The organism is Streptomyces sp. NPDC002958 (assembly GCF_055563255.1).
In genome coordinates, this window is record NZ_JBVHDS010000002.1 from 19,912 (window position 1) to 44,313 (window position 24,402).

General features: G+C 68.1%; 21 protein-coding genes. 10 read left to right on the top strand and 11 right to left on the bottom strand.

The genetic code is table 11. The annotated features are described in order from the left end of the window. Positions 1–532: 532 nt before the first annotated feature. Positions 533–739, bottom strand: coding sequence for a hypothetical protein (locus tag ACZ3IC_RS03575; RefSeq protein WP_467412181.1), 207 nt, complete (start codon positions 737–739; stop codon positions 533–535). A 188-nt stretch (positions 740–927) separates the two neighbouring features. Here ACZ3IC_RS03575 and ACZ3IC_RS03580 point away from each other — a divergent pair, with 188 nt between their 5' ends. Then, a complete protein-coding gene (locus ACZ3IC_RS03580) occupies positions 928–1,119 on the top strand; it encodes a hypothetical protein (RefSeq protein ID WP_467412182.1) in 192 nt (63 codons plus the stop codon). 642 nt (positions 1,120–1,761) lie between these two features. On the opposite strand, the gene ACZ3IC_RS03585 is transcribed toward ACZ3IC_RS03580, so the two are convergent. From ACZ3IC_RS03585 to eccB, 6 genes are all read right to left on the bottom strand, one after another. Continuing rightward, positions 1,762–2,061, bottom strand: coding sequence for a WXG100 family type VII secretion target (locus ACZ3IC_RS03585; RefSeq protein ID WP_467412185.1), 300 nt, complete (start codon positions 2,059–2,061; stop codon positions 1,762–1,764). Between the two features lie 64 nt (positions 2,062–2,125). Next, entirely contained in the window at positions 2,126–2,485 is a 360-nt protein-coding gene (locus ACZ3IC_RS03590) for a WXG100 family type VII secretion target (protein ID WP_467412187.1), read from the bottom strand. An 80-nt stretch (positions 2,486–2,565) separates the two neighbouring features. Next, entirely contained in the window at positions 2,566–3,822 is a 1,257-nt protein-coding gene (locus tag ACZ3IC_RS03595; RefSeq protein ID WP_467412189.1) for a S8 family serine peptidase, read from the bottom strand. 1,785 nt (positions 3,823–5,607) lie between these two features. After that, entirely contained in the window at positions 5,608–6,063 is a 456-nt protein-coding gene (locus tag ACZ3IC_RS03600; protein WP_467412190.1) for a hypothetical protein, read from the bottom strand. A gap of 198 nt (positions 6,064–6,261) precedes the next feature. Beyond that, complete coding sequence (gene mycP, locus ACZ3IC_RS03605; RefSeq protein WP_467412191.1) at positions 6,262–7,527, bottom strand: type VII secretion-associated serine protease mycosin; 1,266 nt, start codon at positions 7,525–7,527, stop codon at positions 6,262–6,264. 11 nt (positions 7,528–7,538) lie between these two features. Further along, entirely contained in the window at positions 7,539–9,071 is a 1,533-nt protein-coding gene (eccB, locus tag ACZ3IC_RS03610; protein ID WP_467412193.1) for a type VII secretion protein EccB, read from the bottom strand. A 185-nt stretch (positions 9,072–9,256) separates the two neighbouring features. Between eccB and eccE the strand changes: the two genes are divergently transcribed. The 9 genes from eccE to ACZ3IC_RS03655 all read left to right on the top strand — a co-directional run bounded on the left by eccE (position 9,257) and on the right by ACZ3IC_RS03655 (position 21,123). Then, entirely contained in the window at positions 9,257–10,597 is a 1,341-nt protein-coding gene (gene eccE / locus ACZ3IC_RS03615) for a type VII secretion protein EccE (protein ID WP_467412194.1), read from the top strand. After that, the gene (locus ACZ3IC_RS03620; RefSeq protein WP_467412195.1) at positions 10,594–11,319 is read left to right on the top strand and encodes a hypothetical protein; all 726 of its coding nucleotides are present in this window, start codon (positions 10,594–10,596) and stop codon (positions 11,317–11,319) included. Before eccE ends, ACZ3IC_RS03620 begins: the two co-directional genes overlap by 4 nt. Before the next feature lie 368 nt (positions 11,320–11,687). Beyond that, a complete protein-coding gene (locus tag ACZ3IC_RS03625; protein WP_467412197.1) occupies positions 11,688–11,921 on the top strand; it encodes a DUF397 domain-containing protein in 234 nt (77 codons plus the stop codon). Positions 11,922–12,249: 328 nt separating this feature from the next. Further along, a complete protein-coding gene (locus ACZ3IC_RS03630) occupies positions 12,250–14,931 on the top strand; it encodes an SCO5717 family growth-regulating ATPase (protein WP_467412200.1) in 2,682 nt (893 codons plus the stop codon). A 196-nt stretch (positions 14,932–15,127) separates the two neighbouring features. After that, positions 15,128–17,002 (top strand): ABC transporter substrate-binding protein, encoded by a 1,875-nt coding sequence (locus tag ACZ3IC_RS03635; RefSeq protein ID WP_467412202.1) that lies wholly within the window; start codon positions 15,128–15,130, stop codon positions 17,000–17,002. A 92-nt stretch (positions 17,003–17,094) separates the two neighbouring features. After that, positions 17,095–18,174 carry an ABC transporter permease gene (locus ACZ3IC_RS03640; RefSeq protein ID WP_467412205.1) on the top strand — a complete coding sequence of 360 codons (1,080 nt, stop codon included), beginning with the start codon at positions 17,095–17,097 and terminating at the stop codon, positions 18,172–18,174. Beyond that, on the top strand, positions 18,171–19,106 hold the full coding sequence (locus ACZ3IC_RS03645; protein ID WP_467412207.1) for an ABC transporter permease: 936 nt from the start codon (positions 18,171–18,173) through the stop codon (positions 19,104–19,106). Before ACZ3IC_RS03640 ends, ACZ3IC_RS03645 begins: the two co-directional genes overlap by 4 nt. Continuing rightward, complete coding sequence (locus ACZ3IC_RS03650; RefSeq protein WP_467412208.1) at positions 19,103–20,131, top strand: ABC transporter ATP-binding protein; 1,029 nt, start codon at positions 19,103–19,105, stop codon at positions 20,129–20,131. Before ACZ3IC_RS03645 ends, ACZ3IC_RS03650 begins: the two co-directional genes overlap by 4 nt. Continuing rightward, positions 20,128–21,123 (top strand): oligopeptide/dipeptide ABC transporter ATP-binding protein, encoded by a 996-nt coding sequence (locus ACZ3IC_RS03655; protein WP_467412211.1) that lies wholly within the window; start codon positions 20,128–20,130, stop codon positions 21,121–21,123. Before ACZ3IC_RS03650 ends, ACZ3IC_RS03655 begins: the two co-directional genes overlap by 4 nt. 227 nt (positions 21,124–21,350) lie before the next feature. On the opposite strand, the gene ACZ3IC_RS03660 is transcribed toward ACZ3IC_RS03655, so the two are convergent. The 4 genes from ACZ3IC_RS03660 to ACZ3IC_RS03675 form a co-directional block, all read right to left on the bottom strand. After that, positions 21,351–22,304: a bifunctional riboflavin kinase/FAD synthetase gene (locus tag ACZ3IC_RS03660; RefSeq protein WP_467412213.1), complete on the bottom strand. Its 954-nt coding sequence runs from the start codon at positions 22,302–22,304 to the stop codon at positions 21,351–21,353. A 327-nt stretch (positions 22,305–22,631) separates the two neighbouring features. Further along, positions 22,632–23,588: a tRNA pseudouridine(55) synthase TruB gene (gene truB, locus ACZ3IC_RS03665; RefSeq protein ID WP_467412215.1), complete on the bottom strand. Its 957-nt coding sequence runs from the start codon at positions 23,586–23,588 to the stop codon at positions 22,632–22,634. Then, positions 23,585–24,034: a 30S ribosome-binding factor RbfA gene (gene rbfA / locus ACZ3IC_RS03670; RefSeq protein ID WP_467412217.1), complete on the bottom strand. Its 450-nt coding sequence runs from the start codon at positions 24,032–24,034 to the stop codon at positions 23,585–23,587. The genes truB and rbfA overlap by 4 nt, the downstream gene beginning before the upstream one ends. Positions 24,035–24,059: 25 nt before the next feature. Further along, positions 24,060–24,356: a DUF503 domain-containing protein gene (locus ACZ3IC_RS03675; protein ID WP_327370171.1), complete on the bottom strand. Its 297-nt coding sequence runs from the start codon at positions 24,354–24,356 to the stop codon at positions 24,060–24,062. Positions 24,357–24,402 lie beyond the last annotated feature (46 nt).

The window sequence follows — 24,402 nt, forward strand, 5'->3', positions numbered from 1 at the left end:
ACACCTCATTTTCCGTAAAAGAGTTTACAGAAGTGCGACTTTTGCAGCAGTTGCGAGCTTCGCACTCGTAGGTTGCTCGACTGAGGCAGAGCGCGAATACAACGTACCAACCTCCCTTTGTGGAACATCGATATCAGCAAAATTTCTGACACCTCTACTCCCACCTGGGAAAAAGGTAACGGAGAAATCCACATCACCCGCGGAAGGTATCGAGCGTTGCCAAGTTCTCATCGATGGAAAGATCGCACTGATTGCGGGCCGAGAGCGGTGGAATGATAATCCGAGCCTTACGGAAATAGCACAGGGTCAAGCCTACGTAGAGCTCGAATATTTCTCGGATGACGGAAGATATATCCATTCCGAGCGAGGCGCGGTAGGCAGAGCAAAGTGCACAAAAATGACCAAATCGGGCGATGCGCTGTTCACCGTCGTTCAGGTACCCGAACCCGGCAGAGCGAACGCAGCCGCAGTGAAGAAGCTCATTGCGGCGTACACGGAGGCTACGAGCTCTTCAGATGAATGCACGCGGTGATCAACATGATCCAACGGCGCCTGGCATGCACTGCCAATAGACCCGCTCCTCAATCGCACCGGCACGGATTCCGGAACTGACCCAATGAACGGCTTCGTGAAGGCTCTCTCGAACAGCCCCGACGCCGCGACCGAGTTCTTCAATGACACTTTCATGACGCAGGACGAGGATCACGACTTCGAGGAAGACGCAGACGATCACGTCCACCGCCCAAGTGGCTGGAGAGATCCAGGAAACCATCGGTGCAGGCCGCTCATACGAGGGCGAGATGGAGGGAAGGGCCAAGGATGCTGACTACAACAAGGCGATCAAGACCACGAGTACCTGGGTCGGCAGCACTGTCGGCATCGGAGCCGGCCCCGAGGATCGGCCCGGGTGGAGTCATCCCGGGGGGCGTGGCCGGTACTGCCGCGGATGAAATTATCGGAGCTTTCACGGAAGGCCTGATGAAGGACAGTTCGGGGGAGGTCATCTACAGCAACGGCCAGGAGATGGAAGCGACGAAGGAATCGACCTACAAGCTTGTCAACAAGGCTGCGAAGGTGGCCGGTGAGCGGTCACCCGCAACTGCGGAACGCGCTGCCTGAATACCGCTCGCGCGTGCTCCAGCGTCTGCACCAGTCCCGGCATGGAGACGACTACCCCCACACGCATCGAGGTCGCCCAGTGCTCACACTCCGCGACCTCGATCAGCCCCGCAGGCAGCAGCTCACGATACTCGTCCCACCAGCCACGCTGTCGGCCGCCTGTCATCTCTGCCATGGCATCCACCAGAGCGGCGTCATCGCATGAATAACTGTTCGCCATGGCACGCACTCGGTCAGCGCTCACCGCGACAGCGGCGAGCCTGACGCCCGTGTCGCCGCGTGGGGCCTCGCGCATGAGGACGGGAGCGCCCAGGTCGCCGCTGTGGGCGGCGGGTTCCGGATGTCGCTGCGCACTCCCGACCGTGCGGCCCAGCTGATTTCCCTGCGCCCGGGAAGCATCGGATGCCTGGTGTGGCCGGAACCAACCACCCCAACTACGACCGCGAGTTGACAGAGTTCAACTTTCTCGCCCGGTATCTGCCGAGCCTCCGAGACGGGGATGGGGCTGCTCCGGGGGCGGCCGGTGACAGCACCCCCACCTGCTGACAGGCGCGATGCGCCGTGCTCGGCTTGGTGTTCAGGAAACAGGTCAGGGTGGGCACCTCCCGTGCGTGCCCACCCTGACCTGTGTTCTGCCGAGTTCTACTCGAAGTTGGCCCTCGCCCGCTTGTCGCCAGCCTGGTAAGAAGTACCGGCCTCGCGCACCTTGCGAGAGATCTCGCTCAGGGCGGTGTGGATGCCCGTGGCGTCGCTGTCCCAGCCCCTCTGAGCGGTGTCGTACGCTTCCTTGGCTTCGCCCACCCAGAGCTCGGACACATTGGCGATCATCCGCTTGATGGATGCAAGGTCCTCTTGGAGCTGCTTGCTCTGCCGGTCAATGGCACTGGCTGCGAGATCCAGGCTCGAGTATGTGACAACCATCGTGCCGTCGTTGTTCGGCATGCGGTCCTCCCGTGTTATCTAGGTTCGGTGTGAAGGCTTCGTACGTGGTGCAGGCGCGGCAAGGTCAGAACTTGTTGAGGTTCGAGGTCCTGGCCTCCGCGGTCGCGTCACCCGAGTAACCGCCGACGACGTCGACGCCCTGGAGAGCCTGCCTGACTTCGTCTTCGGTGTTGCCCGAAATGGTTCGCGCCGCCTTGATGGCCTCCTGGAAATTGAGGAGCCGATTGGCGATGCTGACCATCTTCCGGTTGATCTCTTCCTGCTTCGTGTTGAAGGCGCCGGCGCCGATGCCCTTCCAAGCGCCCTCCAGGCTGTCGATCGTCCCCTGTAGCGTCTTCAGCTGGCCCTTCACGGAGTCGAACCGCGTGGAGAGCTCACCCTCCAGCTTGAGGAGAGCGGCATCTGAGAGCTTCTGATCAGCCATGTTTTTCGGCTTCCTTTCTGGTGCTCTTATTCGGTCCGGCTTTACTCGCCGGTGGGTACGGGTGAAGAACCTACGGTCAGTCAGGCGGTGCGACGCTTACGGGCGAGCACGAAAGCTCCGCCGCCGAGCACCACCACCGCTGCCACTCCGCCGAGGATCAGGCCGAGCGGAGTGCCGTCGTCCTTCTCCTTGCTGGAGCCTGCCACGGCGGAGCCGTCAGCCTCTTCTTTCTTCCCGGGCTGTGACGAGGCTGGTGCAGACGGCGTGGAGGAGGACGAGGAGCCGGACGTCTTTTCCTTGGTAAGAGGGCTGACGTTCGGGGCGCCGGGGGCCCCCTTGCCCTTCAGGATGTTCATGGAGGGGCGAATCAGGCCGTGGCCGAGGTACTTGCTGAGCGTGTCCTTCTCCCAGTCACGACTGGCAGTATCGAAAAGCACGTTGAGGACTTGGTTCGCGGTCCAGTCCGGGTGGGCGGACCACACCAGGGCCGCGGAGGCGGATGCGATGGCGGTGGCTGCACTCGTTCCGCCATCACCGTCGCAGTAGGCCTGGAAGGTCTCGTCACACCAATACGGAATGTCGTTACCAGGAGCTGCTATGTCCACGGTTCTCCCATTCTGGGAGTACTCGGCTACCTTTCCCTCACGGTCAGCCGAGGAGACACCTACGACTTCGGGATACGCAGCGGGATACACCTCCGGGTTGCCCTCCTTGGCCTCATTACCAACAGCCGCGAAAAAAAGCTTTCCCTTGCTTTGCGCGTATTTGACCGCTTCGATTTCTCGATCCATTGGGAATTCACTGCCGAACGACATGCTGATGATCTTCACATCACTGTCAGCAGCGGCCCGAATAGCGTCCGCAGTATCGTATGCATTAACTGAATGCTTGTTCTGAAACTGAGTGTCGGCGACTCTCATCGGGACGATCTTCGCTCCCGGAGCAAGGCCCTTCAAGCCCCCACCCCGGCCAGTGCCAGCGATCAACTCAGCCATGGTGGTGCCATGCCCGTCGTAATCGTCGAACTCATCGCCCTCGGCATCTGTGGCATCAAGTCCTTTGAGGACTTGCCCTTTCAGTGAAGGAGTTGCCGAATTGACACCCGTGTCGATGACAGCAACCTTGACGCCTTCACCCGTGGTGACCTTCCACATTTCTTCGGCCTGCATCGCGCTGAGATACCACTGCTTCGACTGCACGTCTGCGGCCACAGCAGATGGGGCCGCTCCGACAAAGCCCATGCTCCAAGCTGCAGCCAGAGCGGTCGTGCCGAGCAGCCTTCTGTGCAGACCGAGAGGCATTCGGCGCTTCCGGGTCTGGCTCATACCTGCTGTCATCCTGACTCTCGAACCTTCCCTGTACCTATTCGATCACCGGCGGTGCGACTCCACGCCGTCCGGCCTCCCACGTCGCTCTGTCTTCCGTCAGGTAGTCCGGACGCGGCGTGCCACCGTCCCGCTCCTCGTCGTCAGAGTCCCGTCGGCCTGCGGGCCCACGTACGAGACCTGCGCCCCCAGCGGTGAAGCCCCTTGCGCCGCCGGATCCGGTAGCACCGCCACGAGGCGTACCCACGACTCCGTTCGAACTGGGAGTGCCTCGCCCACCAGGGCGGGGCGCGCTGCTCGTTCCTCCGGCCCCGATGACTCCCCGCTGCCCGGCACCTCCGGCAGAGCCGCCCATTCGTGCCGCGCCCCCGGGTCCGATGACCGTGCCTCGCGGAACACCACGAGCTCCCCCAGACGTACCCGCGCCCGGAACGGCGCGCTGCGGGGTCCCACCTACGATGCCGTTTGCTCGGCCGGCATGCGGGCCGGAAGTTCCGGACCTACCTGCGTGACCCCCTGCTGTAGGCCTTCCGCCCGCCGCACCAGAGCGACCAGCAACAGGGGACTGGGCCCCGCCGCCTGCACGTCCGGATGCGCCTGCGGCCGAGCCCCCGCCCATGGGAGCCGGACGCCCCACCGGGGCTCCGGCGCGATCATTTGCCGCAGGGCCACCACTACCAGTGAAGCGCCCGGCTCTGGACCCGCCGCCCCCGGGCTGTCCCACTGCCCCGGGCACGCCTGGTGATCCCTGGGACCACCGCGTGCTACCTGTCACCGGGTTTACAAATCCATTCGCCATGGGCGGAGTTGAGCCGCCCGGGCCTGTAGGACTTGCGGTCGAAGGCGTGGGGGGCGTACCAGAAGCGGTCACAGGGGCCGGTGGAGCGGCGACGCTGTCGATCTCTGTCGACGTGCTCTTGTCCAGGACAGGCGCTACCGACCCGGGTACCTCGTTGAGAGCGCCGCGCGCGGTAGAGCCCGAGCTGCCAGTCGCCGTACGTTCCGACACACCTTGAGAGCTTCCGCCGCCTGACGACTCAGAGCCTGCCGACGATGAGGTGCCTGACTCGTCCTGTCCACGCTTCCGGCCTGACGGCCTCGGCATCGCAACATCAAGCTTCTTGTCGAACCGCGGCGGCTCCTGCGCCGCCAGCGTCTCCTCCGAGACCGAGTAGTACGACGCCAACCGGTTCGCCTGGTTGATCGCCTCTTGGCGGTGCTTCTCGACCTGCACCGCTGCGACGTACTCCGGGTTGCCCTCGGTGCGCTTCGGGGCCTCGATCTCCTCGGGGGACTTGCGGCTGACGCGGTTGTCACGTGGCGGGAGCGATTTGCGTACCGAGGCCAGGCCCGTGCCCGCGACCGTGATTTGCGTCCCGGCCGTCTGCGCGAACTCGCCCAGCTTTATGGCGTGGGCGACCAAGCCGTTGCCCCAGTCACGGAAGGCGATTCCGGACTCGCCCTCCCAGTCGACAGCCTTGATGAAGTCGCCCAGCTCGTGCGCGGCCTCGTTGATGGCGGTCCTTGCCTTCAAGAGCGCCTGACCCGCTTCCTCGAGGTGCTCCGGGTTGGAGTTCTCGATCAGGTCGATCATCGCGTTGAGCTCGTGGCCCTCGAAGGAGGTCCGTCCGGAGCCGGAACCCCTGAAGCCGAATACCTCCAGGACCCCCTGGAAGTGCCGATTGACGTCCGTGACGAGCAATTGGCTCTGGACGCGTTCCTGATCCTGCTGCTGCTGTTCCTGCGGAGTCAGCTCCACCTGCTCCTGGGAACCCGTTTCCGGCTTCTTCGGTTCGCTCATTCTGCTGCCCACCCCGAGTCGCTCTGCTTGTCGGCGTTCCGCTCAGGTCCAACGCTCTTCTCGGCCTGCGCCTTCTCGCGCTCTGCGTCCAGCCGCACCCGGATCTCGTAGAACCGCCGCCGCACGTCGTCGTCCACGTTGTCGAAGCCCACAGCCGCCGCGTGCACGCCGAGGTTCAGGTACTCGATCTGGTCGCCCAGGGACTTCGAGAGCGTGACGAGCGACTCGTGGACGCGGTTGTACTGGGTGAAGAGCCCGTCCGCTTCCGCGAAGCACGCGTTCTGGCCGCTCAAGGAGGCGCGCGACACCGTCTGCGCCGCGACCTGCGACTTACCGGCCGGCGAACTCTCGAATTCCCCCAGCAACGCAGTCACACGCTTCTGGAACTGCTCGAGGGCGCCTACGCCGCGCCGGAGGTTCCCCGAGCCTCTCCCGTCCGTACCGTCGGTCACGATGCTGCCCTTCCCCGATTCCCCGTTTGCTCAGACCGTTTCGCGTTGCTATCGCATCCGCGCGAACAGGCCTGGCCTCATAACATCAACTCTAGCCAATGGCACTGACAGCACCAACTGTCTTATCCATCACGTGACTTCTCGGATTGCCGCGACGCACGCGATCGACGCGCCCGAGTGCCGATAGCGGACGCAATGTCAGGTACCGCCCATTTGCCCCGGACGCTCGGACCGCCGTCGCATGTCGCGTACGGCCACGGCCGTGCCGGCAATGGCGGCGACCAGCACTCCCCCGCCCACCACCACGTAGGTCGCCAGGCGAGCGTTGCGTTCGTCCGCCGTCTCGCCCAGGTGGAGAGCGGCCGGGACCGGTGCTTCGCCCTTGTTCACGCCCTCGTGCGCCACCGGGTGTTCGATGGGTTTATCGTCCTCGGTCAGCGCGCGCACCGGGTCGATGACGCCCCAGCCGACCAGGCGGTCGTGGCCCGCGATCGAGCGTTCCGCCGTCTGCTGGATCTGGGCGACGATCTGCTCCTGCGTCCAGTCCTGGTGCTTGGCCTTGATGAGGGCGGCGACTCCTGCGACGTACGGGGCCGAGAAACTGGTGCCGTTGTCGGCGCAGTGTCCGCCGCCGGGGACCGTCGAGATCATGTCCACGCCGGGGGCGGCCACACCCACGAACTCGCCGGACTGGGAGAAGGCCGCCCGTTCGTTGTTGCGGTCCGACGCGGCCACGGCCAGGACACCGTCGTACGAGGCCGGGTAGGTCTCCTTGACGTTGCCGCCCAGCCCGTCGTTGCCGGCGGAGGCGACGATCACGATCTCCTTGGCCAGAGCAGCGTCAACCTCTTGCTTGAGGACAGGCGCGGGCTTCACCGCGTTGGCCGTGTCCTGGGAGATGTTGATGATGTCGGCGTCCGCCTCGTTGGCGGCGTACCGGATGGATTCAGCCAGCGACTCCGCTGTTCCGTGGCCCTCGGCGTCGTTCTGTTGGATCGGGATGATCGTCGCGTCCGGAGCGAGGCCGGTGAATCCGGTGCCCTTCACCTCTCGCGCGGCGATGATTCCGGCGACCTTGGTGCCGTGACCGACCACGTCGGTGGTGCCGTTCTCCTTGCCGCGCTCGATCTTGGTGCCGTTGTCGTCCTTGAGGTTCTCCGGCAGGAAGTTGCGGCCGCTCCCGGTGTCCACGGCCTTGGTGAGCTGAGGGTTCTTGACGTCGACGCCGGTGTCGATGACCGCCACCCGTACGCCCTTGCCGGTGGACTGCTGCCACAGCTCATCCATCAGCACGCGTTGCAAGGCCCAGGGGCGGCCCTCGTACTTCTTCGAGGGGAAGGTGCACTGGGTGGAATCGGCCGCATCGTCCGCGGCCGCGGGCAGTACCGGCAGCGTGACGAAGAGGACGGCGGTGGCGGCCGCGACTGTCAGCAGGCGCCGGGGCGAGGAGGGATACGTGGTCACGTGGTCGCTCCTCACGAACCCTGCGGCTGGCGGGCGGCGCCGGTCGACAGACGCGGTCCGGTCGGCAGGAATGTGGACCAGGCGGCCGGGATGGGTGCAGGGTCGACGTCCTTGTACCCCAGCCGGTTCTGTGCCTGCTGCGCCTCCTGCCGGCGCTGCTCCCTCTCCTCCTTCGAACCGGATTCGCCGATGCCGGAATCGTCCTGCACGCTGTCGCCGTTGGACTGCATGGCGTAGCGCAGACCAGTGTCGGTCACCAGGAAAAGGGGGCCGGAGTCGGCGCTGGATCCCTTGAACTGGCGGAAGAGCTGGCCGGATCCAGGCGTGACGTAGGCGCTGCTGGAGCCGGTGGGGAGCGTGGCGGGGAAGCCCGTGCCCGCCCAAGTGCTGAGCGTCGTGGCACCGTTCTTCGCAGCGACGTCGCGCAGGACGTTGCACACGGTGTTGCGACTTCCCTTGGCCGTGCTCGCGGAGTTCACGGGCGTCAATTCGCTCGTGGGCCAGTCCATTTCCTCCCCGAACGCATCACCGGGCTCGAACGCTCCGGCGCTTACGGGCTTCGCCTTGCCGTCCTGGTTGAGGTTGACCAGGGCGCGGCTGCTGAGCAGGAGCTTGGCGACGAAGTCCGATACCGGGGCGACCCTGCCCGGCAGGACCACGTACTGCTGGGTCCGGGTACCGGAGGGCGCTGCGAGGACCATGCCCACCTTGTTCGCGTCGGGCTGCAGCTTTCCCGGGACACCCGCGTCGGCGCCGGGAGTTCCCTCTATGGTCGGGAAGGTGATCTCGTCTCCGGTGTGCAGCGTGGCCAGCCAGTCGGCGGACACCCGCTGGGGGACACGGTCGTGGTCGACGAGGGTGCGCAGCAGTAGCTCGTCCTTCTGCACCTCGTACGCCTTCCCCGCGGCGTCCACGATGTAGCGGGTCCTGTCCGGTCCCGGCCCCTCGACATACATCAACTCATCGCCGTGCAGCCGACCCGTGCCCTCGGTCTTCTTCTGCTCGCGCTCCGCGAAGACGAACGCGGCCTTCTGGATGGCCCTGCCGCCCTCGCCGGGCCGCTCGCAGACGGCCCACCGCTTCTTCGAGCCGGCTTCGCCCTTGTCCGGCAGCCGGTCGGGGGCGTACGGAATGCCAAGGGTGGCGCCGTGCGGGATCTTGCCGCTGTCGAGGATCGATTCGTCGACGTTGATGACCTGGCCCTTGTCCGGGGCAAGGAGGAGCTTGGCGCTGGACATGTTCAGCACCGGGTGGAGTTGCTTCTTGCCATCGGTCTTCAACACCACATAGCGCGTAGTGGATTTGCTGGCGATGATGACGTTCTCGTAGGGAGTGTCCCATTTCTGGGGCGCTACGGGTTTGAACATCCCCCAGGCTCCGAACCCCGCGAGAATAACGACGCCGACGATCGCACCGGGCACCACCGCACGCAGGGGGCGCGGCGCGCCCTCCTCCGAGCCGGTCGGGTTGGGTTGCAGGAACTGTGCGATCAACCTCCGCTTCGCGAAGGTGTAGGCGTTGAGTTCGTCCCGCCGTGATGCCATCTGTTCGCTGCCCCTTTTCCCCAGTGGGCGACCAGGTTGCCACACACTCCGTGGGCCACCGTCATCGACCGGGCCCCCTACTATGCCTGTTGGCGCTTGACCGTCATCGCTCAGGTTAGGGTGATCGCCCGGTCAACACCCGTGAAAAGAACCGGTAAACAGGGACACGAGGGGGCAATGCGGCGATGGGTGCAGCGACGCGCGAGCGCACGGGGCGGTCTACCCATCGAGCTTCCGGTCCTTCCCGACGGCAACGCGGCAATGAGCCTGCTGGCACGGCACCCGCCCCGTCGGTGAACGCCCCTGCGGCGACGACTCTGCGGCCGATCTCACGGACCGGTCGCATCGGTCCCGTACTGCGGCAGATGGTGCTCGTCGAGGCGGCCCTGGCAGTCGCCGCGGTGGGTGCCGCGCTCGGCGGTCCCTGGCTGGTGTCCGCAGTCGTGGTCGCCTGCCTGCTGGTGCTTCTCGCGGTGGTACGTCGCCGGGGCCGCGCCGTGCAGGACTGGCTGTCGACGGCACTCTCCCTGCGCGATCGCAGGCGAACCGCCGCGGCGTCCTCCGCGGATACGGAGCCGCAGCTGGCGCCGGTGGCGGAAAGTGTGCCGGGCTTCGCTCCGTACATCTACATCGACCGGGACCGTCGCACGGTGGGCATGGTCGGGGACGGCACGTTCCTGACCGCTGTCATACGGGTCGAGGCCAGCGGTGAATCGCTCCGCCAGGCGCGCGGTGCGCGGGCGCTTCCGCTGTCCCTCCTGGGTGATGCGCTCTCGGTGGACGACATCGTGCTGGAGTCCGCGCAGCTCGTGCAGCAGGTACGTGCCGCTCCGGCGCAGCATCTGCCGCAGCAGTCGGTGGCGCGGCTCTCCTACGCCCCCCTCCAGGAGCAGACCGGGGCGCCCGCGCTGCGGATGACCTGGGTGGCTGTGAAGCTGGATCCGGAACTGTGCCGGGAGGCGGTCGAGGCTCGCGGGGGCGGAATCGGCGGAGCTCAGCGCTGTCTGGTTCGGGTCGCGGACCATGTCGCGAGCCGGATCACCGGCGCCGGATTCCGGGCCGTGGTGCTGGACCAGGAGGAGCTGCACTCCGCCGTGGCGACATCCGCGTGCGCCAATCCCATCCTGTCGGCCCGCGCCGGACGCCCGGATGCCGCGCCGCAGCGGCGGACGATGGAGACGTCGAGGGTCTGGCGGTGCGACGATCGTTGGCACACCGCCTATGCGGTGGACCGCTGGCCCGAGTTGGGCCGGGGGGCGACTCCGCTCCCGCGCCTCGTATCGCTGCTGACCTCGGTCCCCGCGTATGCGACGGCCTTCAGCCTGACGGTGCGCCGAGGTGCGCACCAGGGCGATGTGTCCGTCTCCGGTCACGTACGGATCACCGGCGGCTCCGATACCGAACTGGTCGGGGTGCGACGGACATTGGAGCAAGCCGCACGGCACGCCAAGGTCGGCTTGGTGCGGCTGGACCGCGAGCAGTTGCCGGGCGTGCTGGCGACGCTCCCGTTGGGAGGCGCACAGTGACGAATCGCACCGAGCCGAGGCGGGGACTGCGCGGTCCTCGCCACGCGGGGCACACTCTGGCGGCGGACCGCCTGGGCGCGCTGTCCTTGCCGGTCGGGGACGACGGTGTGATCATCGGCACCGATGCCGAGGGGCGCCCGCAGATGATCGGGTTCCACCGCCCGGCACCGTACGACGTCCTGTTGATCGGCGGCCTGTGGACCGCGCAGGTGCTGGCGCTGCGTGCGGCGGCTACGGGTGCGCGGGTAGCGGTCGAGACCGGGCGCACCCAGGCGTGGACCACTCTGGCGCAAGCCGCGGGTGCCGGTCTTGAGTGCGTCTCCCTCCATGACGTGGGCCGGGTTCCGCCGACCGGAGCGACCGTGGGCAGCCCGGTGCTGGTGGTGCGCGACTGTGGCATGCGCCCGCCCCGTGGCCGGGTGGTGTCCTCGCCATGGCAGTCGGTGTTGACGCTGCTGCCCTATATGAGCCCCGTGGCGCCCCGGTTGATGCGGGCGTCGACGCTCGTGGGTATCCAGCGGGTATCGCCCGCCGAGGCGGACCAGATCGGCCGGATCCTGGGGCTCGATCGGGCCGAGAGCGAGGCCCTGCCCACCCTGGCGGACGGTGTCACGCTCTGGGTGGCGGGCCGCGAGCGCCACTGGGTGATGACCAGCGCGACGGATATCGAGAACGGCCTGCTGGGCGCTGCTCGCCGGATGGAGTCGACGACCCAGGACTGAGGTCCCGGGCTTGCTGCTCGGGTCATTGGTGGCTTCGATGAGTCCGGCTGCGTCCTGCTCTCACGCGATCAGCGTGAGGGCAGTGCCGGATCCGCACACATTCCGCCCGAACCAGCGACCGATAGCGCACGAGTTCGCCTCCGGCGCTCACCGCCTTGTCCGACTCCACCGGCGGCTATGCGGACACTCCGCGCCTGCAGGCACGACGCTGGGGCGCTCCACGCCACCCACGAAGGACGCGATTCCTCCCGGGGCCCCGGGGTTCATCGCGAGAATCGGCTGAATACTGTTTCGTTCGCGACCTTGAGCCTGCCGCTTCCAGGGAAGATGGCCGGGGAACGACACGGTTCGATCGAAGGGACGCCGACATGGGCACCCAGCAGGAAAAGGAAGAGCTCTACGCTCTCGACATCTCGGATGTGGAGTGGCTGAGCGCACCGGGGACTCAGGACGTCGAGGAACGGGTCGAGATCGCGCATCTGCCGGGCGGTGCAGTCGCCATGCGCTCGTCGCTGGATCCGGAGACCGTGTTGCGGTACACGGAGGCCGAGTGGCGCGCCTTCGTACTGGGCGCACGGGACGGTGAGTTCGACCTCACGTAGGCAAGGGTCGGGTGAGAGGGTGGCTGTCCGGACACGACGGCCACCCTCTCACCATGCTTGGGTATGTGCCGAATTGACCGCTTCGGATCGTGCGCGCTGCCGTGCTCCGGGCACTTGAGGTCGGTGTATGACCTACTGGACAGTTTCTGCCGAGCGGAACGGCCTGCCGGAGGGAGCCCCCTGACGATTAGGGTGGGTCCGGGCACGGCAGAAGAACCTGCGGGCAGGCGATGCGTGGCCCAGGGGGAGAGCCGGGCGGTTAGGAAGACGGAATCGGTCGCCCCCACCCACCACGGCACAAGGGTGCTCGACCACACCAGGAGGCAAAGTGAACGGCGATCGGGACGAGATCCGCGGGGGCTGGAACAAGCCCGTCGACGAGTCGTCCGACGCGGAGCCCGCCGAGATGACGGGTGAGTTCACCATCGACTACACCCCGCCCGCCTGGTACACGCAGAACGCGCCGGGGGACTCGTCGGGCGGTGCCGTATCGCACCTGGCGCCGCCTCCGCCGCCCAACGGGGCGCCGGTGTCCATGCCCGCGCCGCCGGCGGTGGGCGGTTTCGATCCCAACTGGGCTCCGGCGCCGCCCGCGCCGCCCACGCCGACTCCGGCACCGGCTCCTGTTCATTCCGCGGCGGGTGACGCCGCTCCTTCTCCTTCTCCTGCTCCTGCGGAGGGGGCGGGGGCGGGGACTTCCGGCGGAATGACGGACCCGTTCGGGGGCGGTGATGTGGAGAGCGGTGCAACGATGCGGTTCTCGCCGGCTGCGCTGAAGCGGGAGATCGCGGAGCGCGAGAAGGCTGCGAAGAACGCGGACGGGAACAGTTCGGGTTCGGGCTCCGTGGAGGCCGATACCGGTGCCGACGGTACGGACGAGGGCGAAGCCTCCGGCTCCGGCTCCGTACAGGTGGCGGACGCCGCGACTGCCGACGAGCCCGACGGCGGCGCCGCGGACTTGGGCGCCGAGACCCCGGTCGATATCACGAGCGCTGCCGCCGACGGACCGGACGGCGCCGCGCCCTCGGACGCCGTCACGGATGCGGCGCCTCAGGACGCACCGCCCCCCGGCGCACCGCAGGACCCCCCGGCGCCCGCCGCGCCGACCCCCTGGGCCCCGGCACCGCCGCAGGGCGGTCTGCCGCCGCTGCCGCCTACCTTCCAGCCCGCCGCACCGCAGCCCACCGCGCCTCAGCCGGCGCCGCAGTGGCCCGCCCCGACTCCGGCCGACCAGGGGCCCGGCGGCTACGGATTCCCGCACGCCGGAGCGCCGCAGGCACCTCAGCCGCCGCAGGGCGGTTACGGGTTCCCACAGCAGCCCGCTCCCCCGGCGCAGCAGGCACCGCCGCAGGGCGGTTACGGGTTCCCGCAGCCTCCTCAGGCCCCGTACGCACCCCAGGTACCCCAGCAGCCCCAGGTACCCCAGCAGCCGCAGGCGCCCCAGTGGCCCGCGCAGCAGGGCATGCCTCTGCCGCAGCAGGGCATGCCTCTGCCGCCGCAGGTTCCCCAGCCGCCCCAGCAGCAGGGACAGGGCGCGCCCAACCTGCCCGCGCAGCCCACCCCGCAGCCGCCCGCACACCAGCAGCCCGCACACCAGCAGCCCGCCCACTTCCAGCCGCCACAGCAACAGCACCCGCAGCAGCAGGGACAGCCCGCCGACCCGCGCACCGGGGCCGCCTGGCCGACCCCGGTCACCCATGACCAGCGCGAGCGTTCCGTGCCCGGCGCCCCGCTCGGGTACACGGCGGCGGTGGAACTCTCCTCCGACCGGCTGGTCCGGGGCAAGCAGAAGGCGAAGAGCAGCCGTACACCGTCCGGCGCGGCCCGCTTCAAGCTGGGCGGCAAGAAGGAGGAGGCCGAGCGGCAGCGCAAGCTCGACCTGATCCGTACGCCCGTGCTGTCCTGCTACCGGATCGCGGTCATCAGCCTCAAGGGAGGCGTCGGCAAGACCACGACGACCACCGCCCTCGGCTCGACCCTGGCCACCGAGCGGCAGGACAAGATCCTCGCCATCGATGCCAACCCGGACGCGGGCACGCTCGGCCGACGGGTACGCCGGGAGACCGGGGCCACCATCCGTGACCTGGTCCAGGCGATCCCGTACCTCAACTCGTACATGGACATCCGCCGCTTCACCTCGCAGGCGCCCTCCGGTCTGGAGATCATCGCCAACGACGTGGACCCGGCGGTCTCCACGACGTTCAACGACGAGGACTACCGGCGCGCGATCGATGTGCTGGGCAAGCAGTACCCGATCATCCTCACCGACTCGGGCACCGGTCTGCTCTACAGCGCGATGCGCGGAGTGCTGGACCTCGCCGACCAGCTGATCATCATCTCGACGCCGTCGGTCGACGGCGCGTCCAGTGCGTCCACCACGCTGGACTGGCTGTCGGCGCACGGGTACGCGGAGCTCGTGCAGCGTTCCATCACCGTCATCTCGGGTGTCCGCGAGACCGGCAAGATGATCAAGGTCGATGACATCGTGCAGCACTTCGAGACGCGCTGCCGCGGCGTGGTCGTCGTACCGTTCGACGAGCATCTGTCGGCCGGTGCGGAGGTCGACCTCGACATGATGCGCCCCAAGACCCGCGAGGCGTACTTCAACCTCTCCGCGATGGTCGCCGAGGACTTCGCGCGCGCCCAGCAGCAGCAGGGGCTCTGGACGTCGCACGGCTCCACCCCGCCCCCGCAGTACGCCCCGCCGATGCCCGGCCAGCAGCAGTACGCCCCGCAGCAGCCGCCGCAGCCGTACCCGCCGCAGCAACAGCCGCCCTATGGCGGCCAGCAGCCGTACCCCCCGCAGCCCGGCCCCGGTGTGCAACAGAACGGCTGGCAGCAGTCGTTGCCCTCCCAGGCCCAGTCCGCGGCGAGCCCGGCCGGACCGCCGCCTCACCAGCAGCAGCCCGGTCAACCGGGGCACCCCGGACAGCCGGTCCCGCCCGAACCGCAACGTCCCGTACCGCCCGCGGGTTGGCCGCAGCAGCCGCCGCCAGCGCCTCAGCAGTAAGGCAACAGAGGACTGAACCAATGAGGGCCCGCACCGTCTCCACGGTGCGGGCCCTCTGCTATTCCCGCAGACCACACGCCGTTTCAATGACCGTTGACGCGGCTCGACCCCCGCTGATAAACCTTCGCTTCACCAGCTGGCGAACCACAGATCAACCCGCCTTCTCCGTGCGAGTCATGACGCGAGGTCCCTGACCATGGTCGAAAGAGCATTACCACCCTCCGCCCAGCCACGCTCACGTCTGCGTGTCCTCCTGGCCTCCGGGGCCGCTGCTCTGGCGCTGGCCGCCGGATCCATCGTCCCGGGCGTGCCCCTCGGTGCCGCGCCGCAGCAGGCGCAGGCCGCCGACAGCGGAAAGTCGACGCTGACCGTCGCCGTCGCACAGAGCGTCGACTCGCTGAGCCCGTTCCTCGCTCAGCGCCTCATGAGCACGAGCATCAGCCGGCTCATGTACGACTTCCTCACCAACTACGACCCCAAGGACAACCACGCGGTCCCCGGCCTCGCCACCAAGTGGGAGCCGTCCGCGGACAAGTTGACCTGGACGTACACCATCCGGTCCGACTCCAAGTGGTCGGACGGCCAGCAGGCCACCGCCGAGGACGCGGCCTGGACGTTCAACAAGATGATGACCGACGAGGGCGCCGCGCAGGCCAACGGCAACTTCGTCGCGAACTTCAAGAAGGTGACGGCCCCGAGCCCCACGCAGCTGGTCATCGAGCTCAAGGAGCCGCAGGCCACCATGGCCGCGCTCGATGTGCCGATAGTTCCGAAGCACGTCTGGGAGCAGGTCGGTGACTTCTCCAAGTTCAACAACGACACGAAGTTCCCGATCGTCGGCAACGGGCCGTTCATCCTGACGGACTACAAGGTCGACCAGTACGTGAAGCTCAAGGCCAACAAGGACTTCTGGCGCGGTGCGCCGAAGTTCGACGAGCTGGTCTTCAAGACGTACAAGGACCAGGACGCCGCAGTCGCCGCACTGCGCAAGGGCGAGGTCTCCTTCGTCGCCGGCTCGCCCGCACTGACGCCCGCTCAGGCCGACTCCCTCAAGGGCGAGAAGAACGTAAAGGTCAACGAGGGTCCGGGCCGCCGCTTCTTCGCGCTGGCCACCAATCCGGGCGCGCAGACCAAGGACGGCAAGAAGTTCGGTGACGGCAACAAGGCCCTTCTCGACCAGAAGGTGCGCCAGGCCCTCTTCCTGTCCATCGACCGCAAGACCATCATCGACAAGGTCTTCCAGGGCCACGCCGTCGAGGGCCAGGGCTACATCCCGCCGCGCTTCTCCGCGTACCACTGGCAGCCGACCGCCGAGCAGAGCCTGGCGTACGACCCGGCCAAGGCGGCCCAGCTCCTCGACGAGGCGGGCTACGAGCTCAAGGGCGACCAGCGGGTCGGCAAGGACGGCAAGCCGCTCGACCTGCGCATCCTGTGCCACGCCACGGACCCGAACGACACGGCGATCGGCAAGTACCTCAAGGAGTGGTGGGGCAAGCTCGGCATCGGCCTGAAGGTCGACTGCCTCAACAACGTCTCGGTGCCCTGGTACGCCGGCGAGTACGACCTCGCCTTCGACGGCTGGTCCGTCAACCCGGACCCCGACTTCGTCCTCGGCATCCACACCTGCGCCGCCCTGCCGGTCAAGGCCAAGGACAGTGCCGCCACCGACAACTTCATCTGCGACAAGACGTACGACGAGCTCTACAAGAAGCAGCTCGCCGAGTACGACCCGGCCAAGCGCGCCGGGATCGTCAACCAGATGCAGTCGTGGCTCTACGACTCCGGGTATATGAGTGTCATCGCGTACCCGAACGCGGTCGAGGCGTACCGCACCGACCAGATCAAGTCGATCACGACCATGCCCGAGGCGGCCGGCAACATCTACGGCCAGGACGGGTACTGGAGCTGGTGGTCGGCCGTTCCGGCGGGAAGCAGCAGCAGTTCGGACAGCTCCGGCGGGTCCAGCTCCACCGGGGTCGTCATCGGCGTCATTGTGGTGGTCGTGGTGCTCGCCGGTGGCGGGCTGTTCATCGCGATGCGCCGCCGCACCACCGCGGACGACCGCGAGTAGTCACGCGGACGGGTCGAGAGGGACCGGCCGGGGCGGTGCGAAGCCGCTCCGGCGGTTTCCTCTAAGTGCAGCACGAGTAACGAGAGTTCCCCATGACAGACAGCACTCCGGCGCTCGTGCAGATCGCGGACGCGGACACCGAGGGGCCGGCTCAGGCCGGCCCCTCGGCCCCCCGCGGTCCACGAGCGCGTAACACCAAGGCCTATCTCCAGTACGTCGCGGCCAAGATCGCGGGAGCGGCCGTCTCCCTGTTCGCGGTTCTGGTCACCAGCTTCTTCCTCTTCCGTCTCATTCCCAGCGACCCGGTGAAGCAGATGACGGGCGGCCGCCCGGTGTCCGCGGAGCAACTCCAGTCGCTGCGCCGCCAATTCGGCCTCGACCAGCCGTTGTGGCGGCAGTTCACGACGTATGTGGGCGACGCCCTCACCGGCGACTTCGGCACCTCGTTCCAGTTCCACGCACCGGTCATCGACAAGATCACCGAGGCGCTCCCGGCGACGCTGCTGCTCACCGGCACGGCGTACGTCCTCTACACCGCGCTCGGCATCTGGCTGGGCACCCGTACCGCCTGGCGCAACGGCTCCATGAGCGACCGCTTCAACACCGCGTTCGCGCTCACGCTCTACTCGGTTCCGTCGTTCTGGCTGGGTCTGCTCCTGATCATCGTGTTCTCGGTGGGCGTCGGGCCGATCCCCGGGATGTTCCCGACCGGCGGTATGGAATCGGGCGGCGAGAGCGGAATCGCTTACATCCTCGATGTGGCGCATCATCTGGTCCTCCCGGTGATCACGCTGGTCGCGGTCGGGTACGCGCAGACGCTCCTGGTGATGCGCTCCTCGCTCCTCGACGAGATGGGCAGCGACTATCTGACGACGGCCCGCGCGAAGGGGCTGCGGGACGATGTCGTACGCCGCAAGCACGCCGTGCCGAACGCGATGCTGCCGACGTTCACGCTGATGTTCGTGAACCTGGGGCATGTGGTCGCCGGCCAGATCCTGGTCGAGACGGTGTTCTCCTGGCCTGGCCTCGGCGGCCTCTTCTACCAGGGGCTCAGCGTGCCCGACCTCCCCCTCGTACAAGGGCTGTTCTTCGTCTTCGCCACCGCGGTGATCCTGGCGAACACCCTTGCCGATGTGCTGTATCCGCTGCTCGATCCCCGGGTGAGCCGATGACCACCGAATCCATGCCCACGCCCACGAAGGCCGAAGCCACCACGAACCCGCGTGCTCTGACCCGGGCGCGCCGGCGCCGGACCGTCGCCCGTTTCTGGCGGGAGTACCGCAAACACAGGAGCGGGCTGTGGGGTCTGGCCGCGCTCGCCCTGATCGCGCTGATCGCCCTGTTCGCGCCGCAGCTCGTCGGCGCCGGCTCGCAGAGCGTCACCGATGCGCCCGGAGGCGCACTGGAGTCGCCGAGCGGTGAATTCCCGCTCGGTACGGACCAGTTCGGACGCAGCGTGCTGGCCCTGCTGGTGTGGGGCGCCCGTGTCTCGTTGACGGTCGGTCTGCTCGCGGCGTTCCTGTGCGTCGCCATCGGCACGGTCGTCGGCATCATCGCCGGGCACTTCCACGGCTGGTACTCGACGGTCCTGATGCGGATCACCGACTGGTTCCTGGTGATGCCGACCCTGGTCCTGGCGATCGCGCTCGCCACCGTGATGGACCGCTCGATGTGGACGGTCATCATCGCGATCGGTGTCACGACCTGGCCGACCACGGCCCGGCTGGTCCGTGCCCAGACCCTTGCCGTGGAGTCCCGCCCGTACATCGAGCGCGCCCGTGCCCTGGGCGGCGGCCACAGGCACATCATGATCCGGCACGTGCTGCCGGACGTGATGCCGCTGGTGCTCGCGCAGACCACGCTGGTGATCTCCAGCGCGATCCTCACGGAGGCCACCTTGGCCTTCCTCGGCCTCAGCGACCCGACCACCACCTCCTGGGGCGGCATGCTCCAGGACGCCCGCGAGGCGGGCGCGGTGAGCGCGGGCAACTGGTGGTACCTGGCCCCGCCCGGCATCGCCATCGCCGCGGTGGCCCTGGCGTTCACCCTGTGCGGCCGCGCCATCGAGTCCGTCCTCAATCCCAAGCTGGGGGTGGCCCGTTGAGTACGACGAGCATCCGGAAGACTCCGCTACTCGATGTACGGGACCTCACGGTGACGTACGCCGGCGGAGCGCAGGCCGTCCGCGGGGTGAACCTCACCGTCGACGCGGGGCAGAAGCTCGGCATCGCCGGTGAGTCGGGCTGCGGCAAGTCGACGCTGGCGCTCGCGCTGCTGCGGCTGCTGCCTGCCGGGACGAAGGTCTGCGGCCAGATCCTGTTGAACGGCGAGGACGTCCTCACCATGAAATGGGGCCAGGTCAGGGCGGTGCGCTGGGCGGGGGCGTCGATCGTGTTCCAGGGCGCAATGCACTCGCTCAACGCGGTGCACCGCATCGGGGACCAGATCGCCGAGCCGATCCTGCTGCACAGGAAGGCGACACAGGCCGGGGCGGCGAAGAAGGTCGGCGAGCTCCTGGAACAGGTGGGGCTGCCGGCCGCCCGCGCGGACGCCTATCCGCACGAGCTCTCCGGCGGGCAGCGGCAGCGCGTGATGATCGCGATGGCGCTCGCCTGCGATCCGGGCCTGATCATCGCGGACGAGCCGACCACGGCTCTCGATGTGATGATCCAGGCCCAGATCCTGCGTCTGATCGAGCAGTTGGTGTCAGAGCAGGACCTCGGCCTGATCATGATCAGCCATGACCTCGCGGTGCTCTCGGACACCTGTGACCGGCTCGCGGTGATGTACGCGGGCCGGGTCGTGGAGGAGGGACCGGCGTCCGAGGTCTACGAGAACGCGCACCATCCCTACGGAAAGGCCCTGTCCGGCGCCTTTCCGCGCATCGGCGACCCGGCCTCCCGGTTCGCACCCCGCGGGCTGCCCGGCGATCCGCCGGACCCGTCGGCGCTGCCCGGCGGCTGCACGTTCCACCCGCGCTGCCCGGTGGCCCTCGACTCCTGCACGACGCAGGACCAGGAGCTGCGGGACGCGGGGCCACAGCGACGGGCCGCCTGTGTGCTGGTGGAGCCGGGGGCGGCCGCGGCCCCGGCCCGGCCGGAGGCCGAGGAAGCAAGGAGCACACCATGACCACCACCACTCCCCTGCTCAGCGCCCAGGGGCTGAAGGTCACCTTCCCCGGCCGGCGCGGTGCTGCCCCGGCGCGTGCCGTGGACAGCGTCGACCTGGACATCCGGCCCGGTGAGATCGTCGCGCTGGTCGGCGAGTCGGGCTGCGGCAAGACGACGCTGGCGCGTTCGCTGCTGGGCCTGGTCCCTCCGACGTCCGGGCAGGTGACCTTCGGCGGGCAGCCGCTCGACTATGCGAGCCGGGCGCTGAAGGCGTACCGCAAGCGGGTCCAGCTGGTGCTCCAGGACCCCAGTGGTTCGCTCAACCCCAGGAACACGGTGTACGACGCCGTCGCCGAGGGTCTACGGATCCACGGGTACGCGGGGGACGAGCGGGCCGCGGTGGCCGAAGCGCTGTCACGGGCGGGGCTGCGGCCTCCCGAGCGGTTCTTCCTGCGCTATCCGCACGAGCTGTCGGGCGGTCAGCGCCAGCGGGTGGTGATCGCGGGCGCGCTCGTCCTGGAGCCGGATCTCATCGTGGCCGATGAGCCGGTGGCCTCGCTGGACGCTTCGGTGCGCGGCGAGATCCTGGCCCTGCTGCTGCGGCTGCGGGACGAGCTGGGGCTGTCCGCTCTGGTGGTCACGCACGACCTCGGCCTGGCGTGGAACATCGCCGACCGGGTCGCGGTGATGTACCTCGGGCGGATCGTGGAGACGGGCGAGGTGGAGCAGATCCTGACGGCTCCGCAACATCCGTACACCCAGGCGCTGTTGTCGGTGCTGCCGGAGGCCGAGGGCGATCCGGTGATTCTGACGGGTGAGCCGCCGGACCCGTCCAGGGTTCCGTCCGGATGCCGGTTCCATGCCCGCTGCCAGGTGCTGGCCTCGGGCGAGGCGGAACGGGCGGGCGTCGCGGAAGCGTGCCGTACGAAGGATCTGCCGGTGCTCGCGGGCGGCGGGCAGACACAGGTGGCGTGCCACTGGGTGGGCGCGGCTGCGAAGGCGCGTTCCTGACAAGGTGACCCGGGGCCCGTCCGGCGCATCGGGGCCTGGCGGGCCCCGGCCGGTCCGCCGGGCATCGTGCGGTCAGTCGCCGGACGGTCCCGGCCCGTCCGCCGCGTGGTTCGCCGTGGAGACCCAAAGGGCGGACGCCGGAGGAGCTGAACAGCTGACCCCGCCACGGCCGGGGGCCGGACCCGTTTTCGACGGTTCCGGCCCCCCGGCCGTGCACGAGGACGAGTTCAGCCGCGCTCGTACGCGGAGATCAGCTCGCTGCACCGCTTCACATCGGCAGCCATCGCCACGAGCAGGTCGTCGATCGAATCGAACTTCAGCATCCCGCGTACGTACGCGAGGAAGTCCACCGAGACATGGAGCCCGTACAGGTCGAGGTCGACGCGGTCGATCGCGTACGCCTCCACCGTCCGCTCCGTGCCGTCGAACTGCGGGTTCGTGCCGACCGAGATCGCGGCGGGCATCGCCTCGCCGTTCACATTCAGCCAGCCCGCGTAGACACCGTCGGCGGGGATCGCGGTGTGCGGCAGAGTCTCCACGTTGGCCGTGGGAAAGCCCAGCGCACGACCGCGCTGTGCGCCGCGGACCACGATGCCCTCCACCCGGTGCGGCCGGCCCAGGATCTCGGCGGCGCCCGCGACATCGCCCTCGGCGACCAGCCGTCGGGTGAGGGTGGAGGAGAACGGCTCGCCGCCGCCCGCCTCGCCGCTCACGTACAGGTCGATGACCTCGACACGGTAGTCGTAGGTCTCGCCGAACTCGGTGAGCAGCTGCACATTCCCGGCCGCCTTGTGACCGAAGCGGAAGTTGGGTCCCTCGATGACCAGCTGCGCGTGCAACTTGTCGACGAGTACCTTCACGATGAAGTCGGCGGGCGCCAGCTTCGAGAACTCGGTGGTGAACGGCAGGATCAGCATTGCGTCCACCCCCAGCTCAGCCATCAGCTCGGCGCGCCGGTGGTGCGGGGCGAGCAGCGGCGGATGACTGCCGGGCCGTACGACCTCGCTGGGATGCGGGTCGAAGGTCACCACGACCGACGGCACGCCCAGCTCACGGGCCCGCTCCACGGCCCGCCCGATGATCAGCTGGTGTCCGCGGTGCACCCCGTCATAGGAACCGATGGTGACGACGCTGCGTCCCCAGTCCTGGGGGATGTCCTCCAAGCCACGCCAGCGTTGCACTCTGACCGCTCCTCGCCCAAACCTGTGTACGTGGGATTGCCTGTTTCGCAGGTCTAAGACTGCCATGCTCACGCCCCGCGGCCTGCATCGGCATCGTCTTCGGGCTTCCCAGGCACTCCACCGTCCGCCGCGCACTCGGGCCGACGAGCGCCGCCCACTCCTGCGGGGCATCGGCCAAAAGCGCCCCCGAATGCACCCCTGATTCACTCCGCGCGCCTGCTCATCGGTGTGAATTCATGGCGTGCGGTGGACAGAAACCGTTGGGGGATCGTGGAGCGGGCACAGGGGGCCCGCTCCACGATGGGGTCCCAGGACCCGGGTCGTCGGTCAGGCGAAGACGGCGAGGCTCTTGGCCTTGCCCTTCTGCTCCTCGACGAGTACCAGGAACCGCCCGTCGGGCCCGAAGACCCCGACCGGTCCCGGCGGGAAGGCGGGCATGTCCAGCCGCACCCCGTTCAGCAGCAGCTTGGCGCGCTTCTCGTCCACGTCCCAGCGGGGGAACGCCGAGGCGGCGGCCTCGGCCACCGGCATCACGGTCAGCTCCTGCTGGTGCTGGTCGAGCGTCCGCGCCAGGTCGAGACCGTACGGCCCGACCCTGGTGCGCCGCAGCGCGGTCAGATGCCCGCCGACGCCGAGCCCGGCGCCGAGGTCGCGGGCGATCGCGCGGATGTACGTACCCGAGGAGCAGACGACGGAGACGACCAGGTCGACGACCGGCGTCCCGTCCTCGGCGACTGCCTCGCGGACGTCGTAGACGTTGAAGGACGAGATCGTCACCGGCCGGGCCGGGATCTCGAACTCCTCTCCGCCGCGCACCCGCGCGTAGGACCGCTTGCCGTCGATCTTGATGGCGCTGACCTTGGACGGCACCTGCATGATCGGTCCGGTCAGGGCCGCGACTCCGGCGTCGATGCCCTCACGGGTCACACCGGACGCATCGGTGGACGAGGTGATCTCGCCCTCCGCGTCGTCCGTGATGGTGTTCTGTCCGAGTCGGATCGTGCCGAGGTACTCCTTCTCGGTCAGTGCGAGATGGCCCAGCAGCTTGGTGGCCTTCTCGACACCGAGCACGAGAACGCCCGTCGCCATCGGGTCCAGCGTGCCGGCGTGACCGACGCGGCGGGTCCGGGCGATGCCGCGCATCTTGGCGACGACGTCGTGCGAAGTGAAGCCGGACGGCTTGTCGACAATGACAAGGCCGCTCTCCCGTCGCCCGCCGCCGCCCTTGCCCGACGTCGCTGCGCTCCCGCTCCCTTGATCGGGCGTCCTGTTCTGCGATGTCATTCGGAGGCGGTGTCCTCGTTCTCGTCATCCGCCTTGCGGTACGGGTCCGCGCCGCCGGCGTACGTGGCGCCCGAGGACGCCTGGCGCACCCGTGCGTCCGAGGCCCGGGCCCGGTCGAGGAGGTCCTCGATCGCCTTGGCGCTCTCCGGAAGGGCGTCGGCCACGAAGGCCAGCGTGGGGGTGAACTTCGTCCCCGCCGCCGCTCCGACCGCCGAACGCAGGATGCCCTTGGCGCTCTCCAGGCCGGCCGCTGCGCTCGCCCGCTCCTCGTCGTCGCCGTAGACCGTGTAGAAGACCGTGGCCTCCCGCAGGTCACCGGTGACCCGGGTGTCCGTGATCGTCACGTGCGTACCCAGACGCGGGTCCTTGATACCGCGCTGCAGTTTCTCGGCGACCACCTCCTGGATGAGGTCCGCCAGCTTTTTCGCCCGCGCGTTGTCGGCCACTGGTCCGTCTCCTTCTTTGCCTTGCTCAATCGTCTTCGTCGCTGTGCAGCCGCCGTCGTACGGACAACAGCTCCACCTCGGGCCGGCCGGCGATCAGCCGCTCGCACCGGTCGAGTACGTCTGTGAGGTGTCCGGTGTCCCCGGAGACCACGGCGAGGCCGATCTCGGCCCTGCGATGGAGATCCTGTCCGCCCACCTCCGCCGCACTCACCGCGTATTTCCGCTGGAGCTCGGCGACGATCGGACGGACGACGGAGCGTTTCTCCTTCAACGACCGTACGTCGCCGAGAAGCAGATCGAAGGACAGTGTCCCCACATACATGTATGTCCGGATGTCCCGCCGGTTCGGGTTCGCGCCCTGCCAGCGC

Bases quoted from the DNA above. Each gene is read 5' to 3' on its own strand.
- ACZ3IC_RS03675 (WP_327370171.1), bottom strand. From the start codon at position 24,356: ATGTATGTGGGGACACTGTCCTTCGATCTGCTTCTCGGCGACGTACGG.
- ACZ3IC_RS03645 (WP_467412207.1), top strand. From the start codon at position 18,171: ATGACCACCGAATCCATGCCCACGCCCACGAAGGCCGAAGCCACCACG.
- ACZ3IC_RS03625 (WP_467412197.1), top strand. From the start codon at position 11,688: ATGGGCACCCAGCAGGAAAAGGAAGAGCTCTACGCTCTCGACATCTCG.
- ACZ3IC_RS03585 (WP_467412185.1), bottom strand. From the start codon at position 2,061: ATGCCGAACAACGACGGCACGATGGTTGTCACATACTCGAGCCTGGAT.
- eccE (WP_467412194.1), top strand. From the start codon at position 9,257: ATGGGTGCAGCGACGCGCGAGCGCACGGGGCGGTCTACCCATCGAGCT.
- eccB (WP_467412193.1), bottom strand. From the start codon at position 9,071: ATGGCATCACGGCGGGACGAACTCAACGCCTACACCTTCGCGAAGCGG.
- ACZ3IC_RS03635 (WP_467412202.1), top strand. From the start codon at position 15,128: ATGGTCGAAAGAGCATTACCACCCTCCGCCCAGCCACGCTCACGTCTG.
- ACZ3IC_RS03640 (WP_467412205.1), top strand. From the start codon at position 17,095: ATGACAGACAGCACTCCGGCGCTCGTGCAGATCGCGGACGCGGACACC.
- ACZ3IC_RS03655 (WP_467412211.1), top strand. From the start codon at position 20,128: ATGACCACCACCACTCCCCTGCTCAGCGCCCAGGGGCTGAAGGTCACC.
- ACZ3IC_RS03595 (WP_467412189.1), bottom strand. From the start codon at position 3,822: ATGACAGCAGGTATGAGCCAGACCCGGAAGCGCCGAATGCCTCTCGGT.
- truB (WP_467412215.1), bottom strand. From the start codon at position 23,588: ATGACATCGCAGAACAGGACGCCCGATCAAGGGAGCGGGAGCGCAGCG.
- ACZ3IC_RS03590 (WP_467412187.1), bottom strand. From the start codon at position 2,485: ATGGCTGATCAGAAGCTCTCAGATGCCGCTCTCCTCAAGCTGGAGGGT.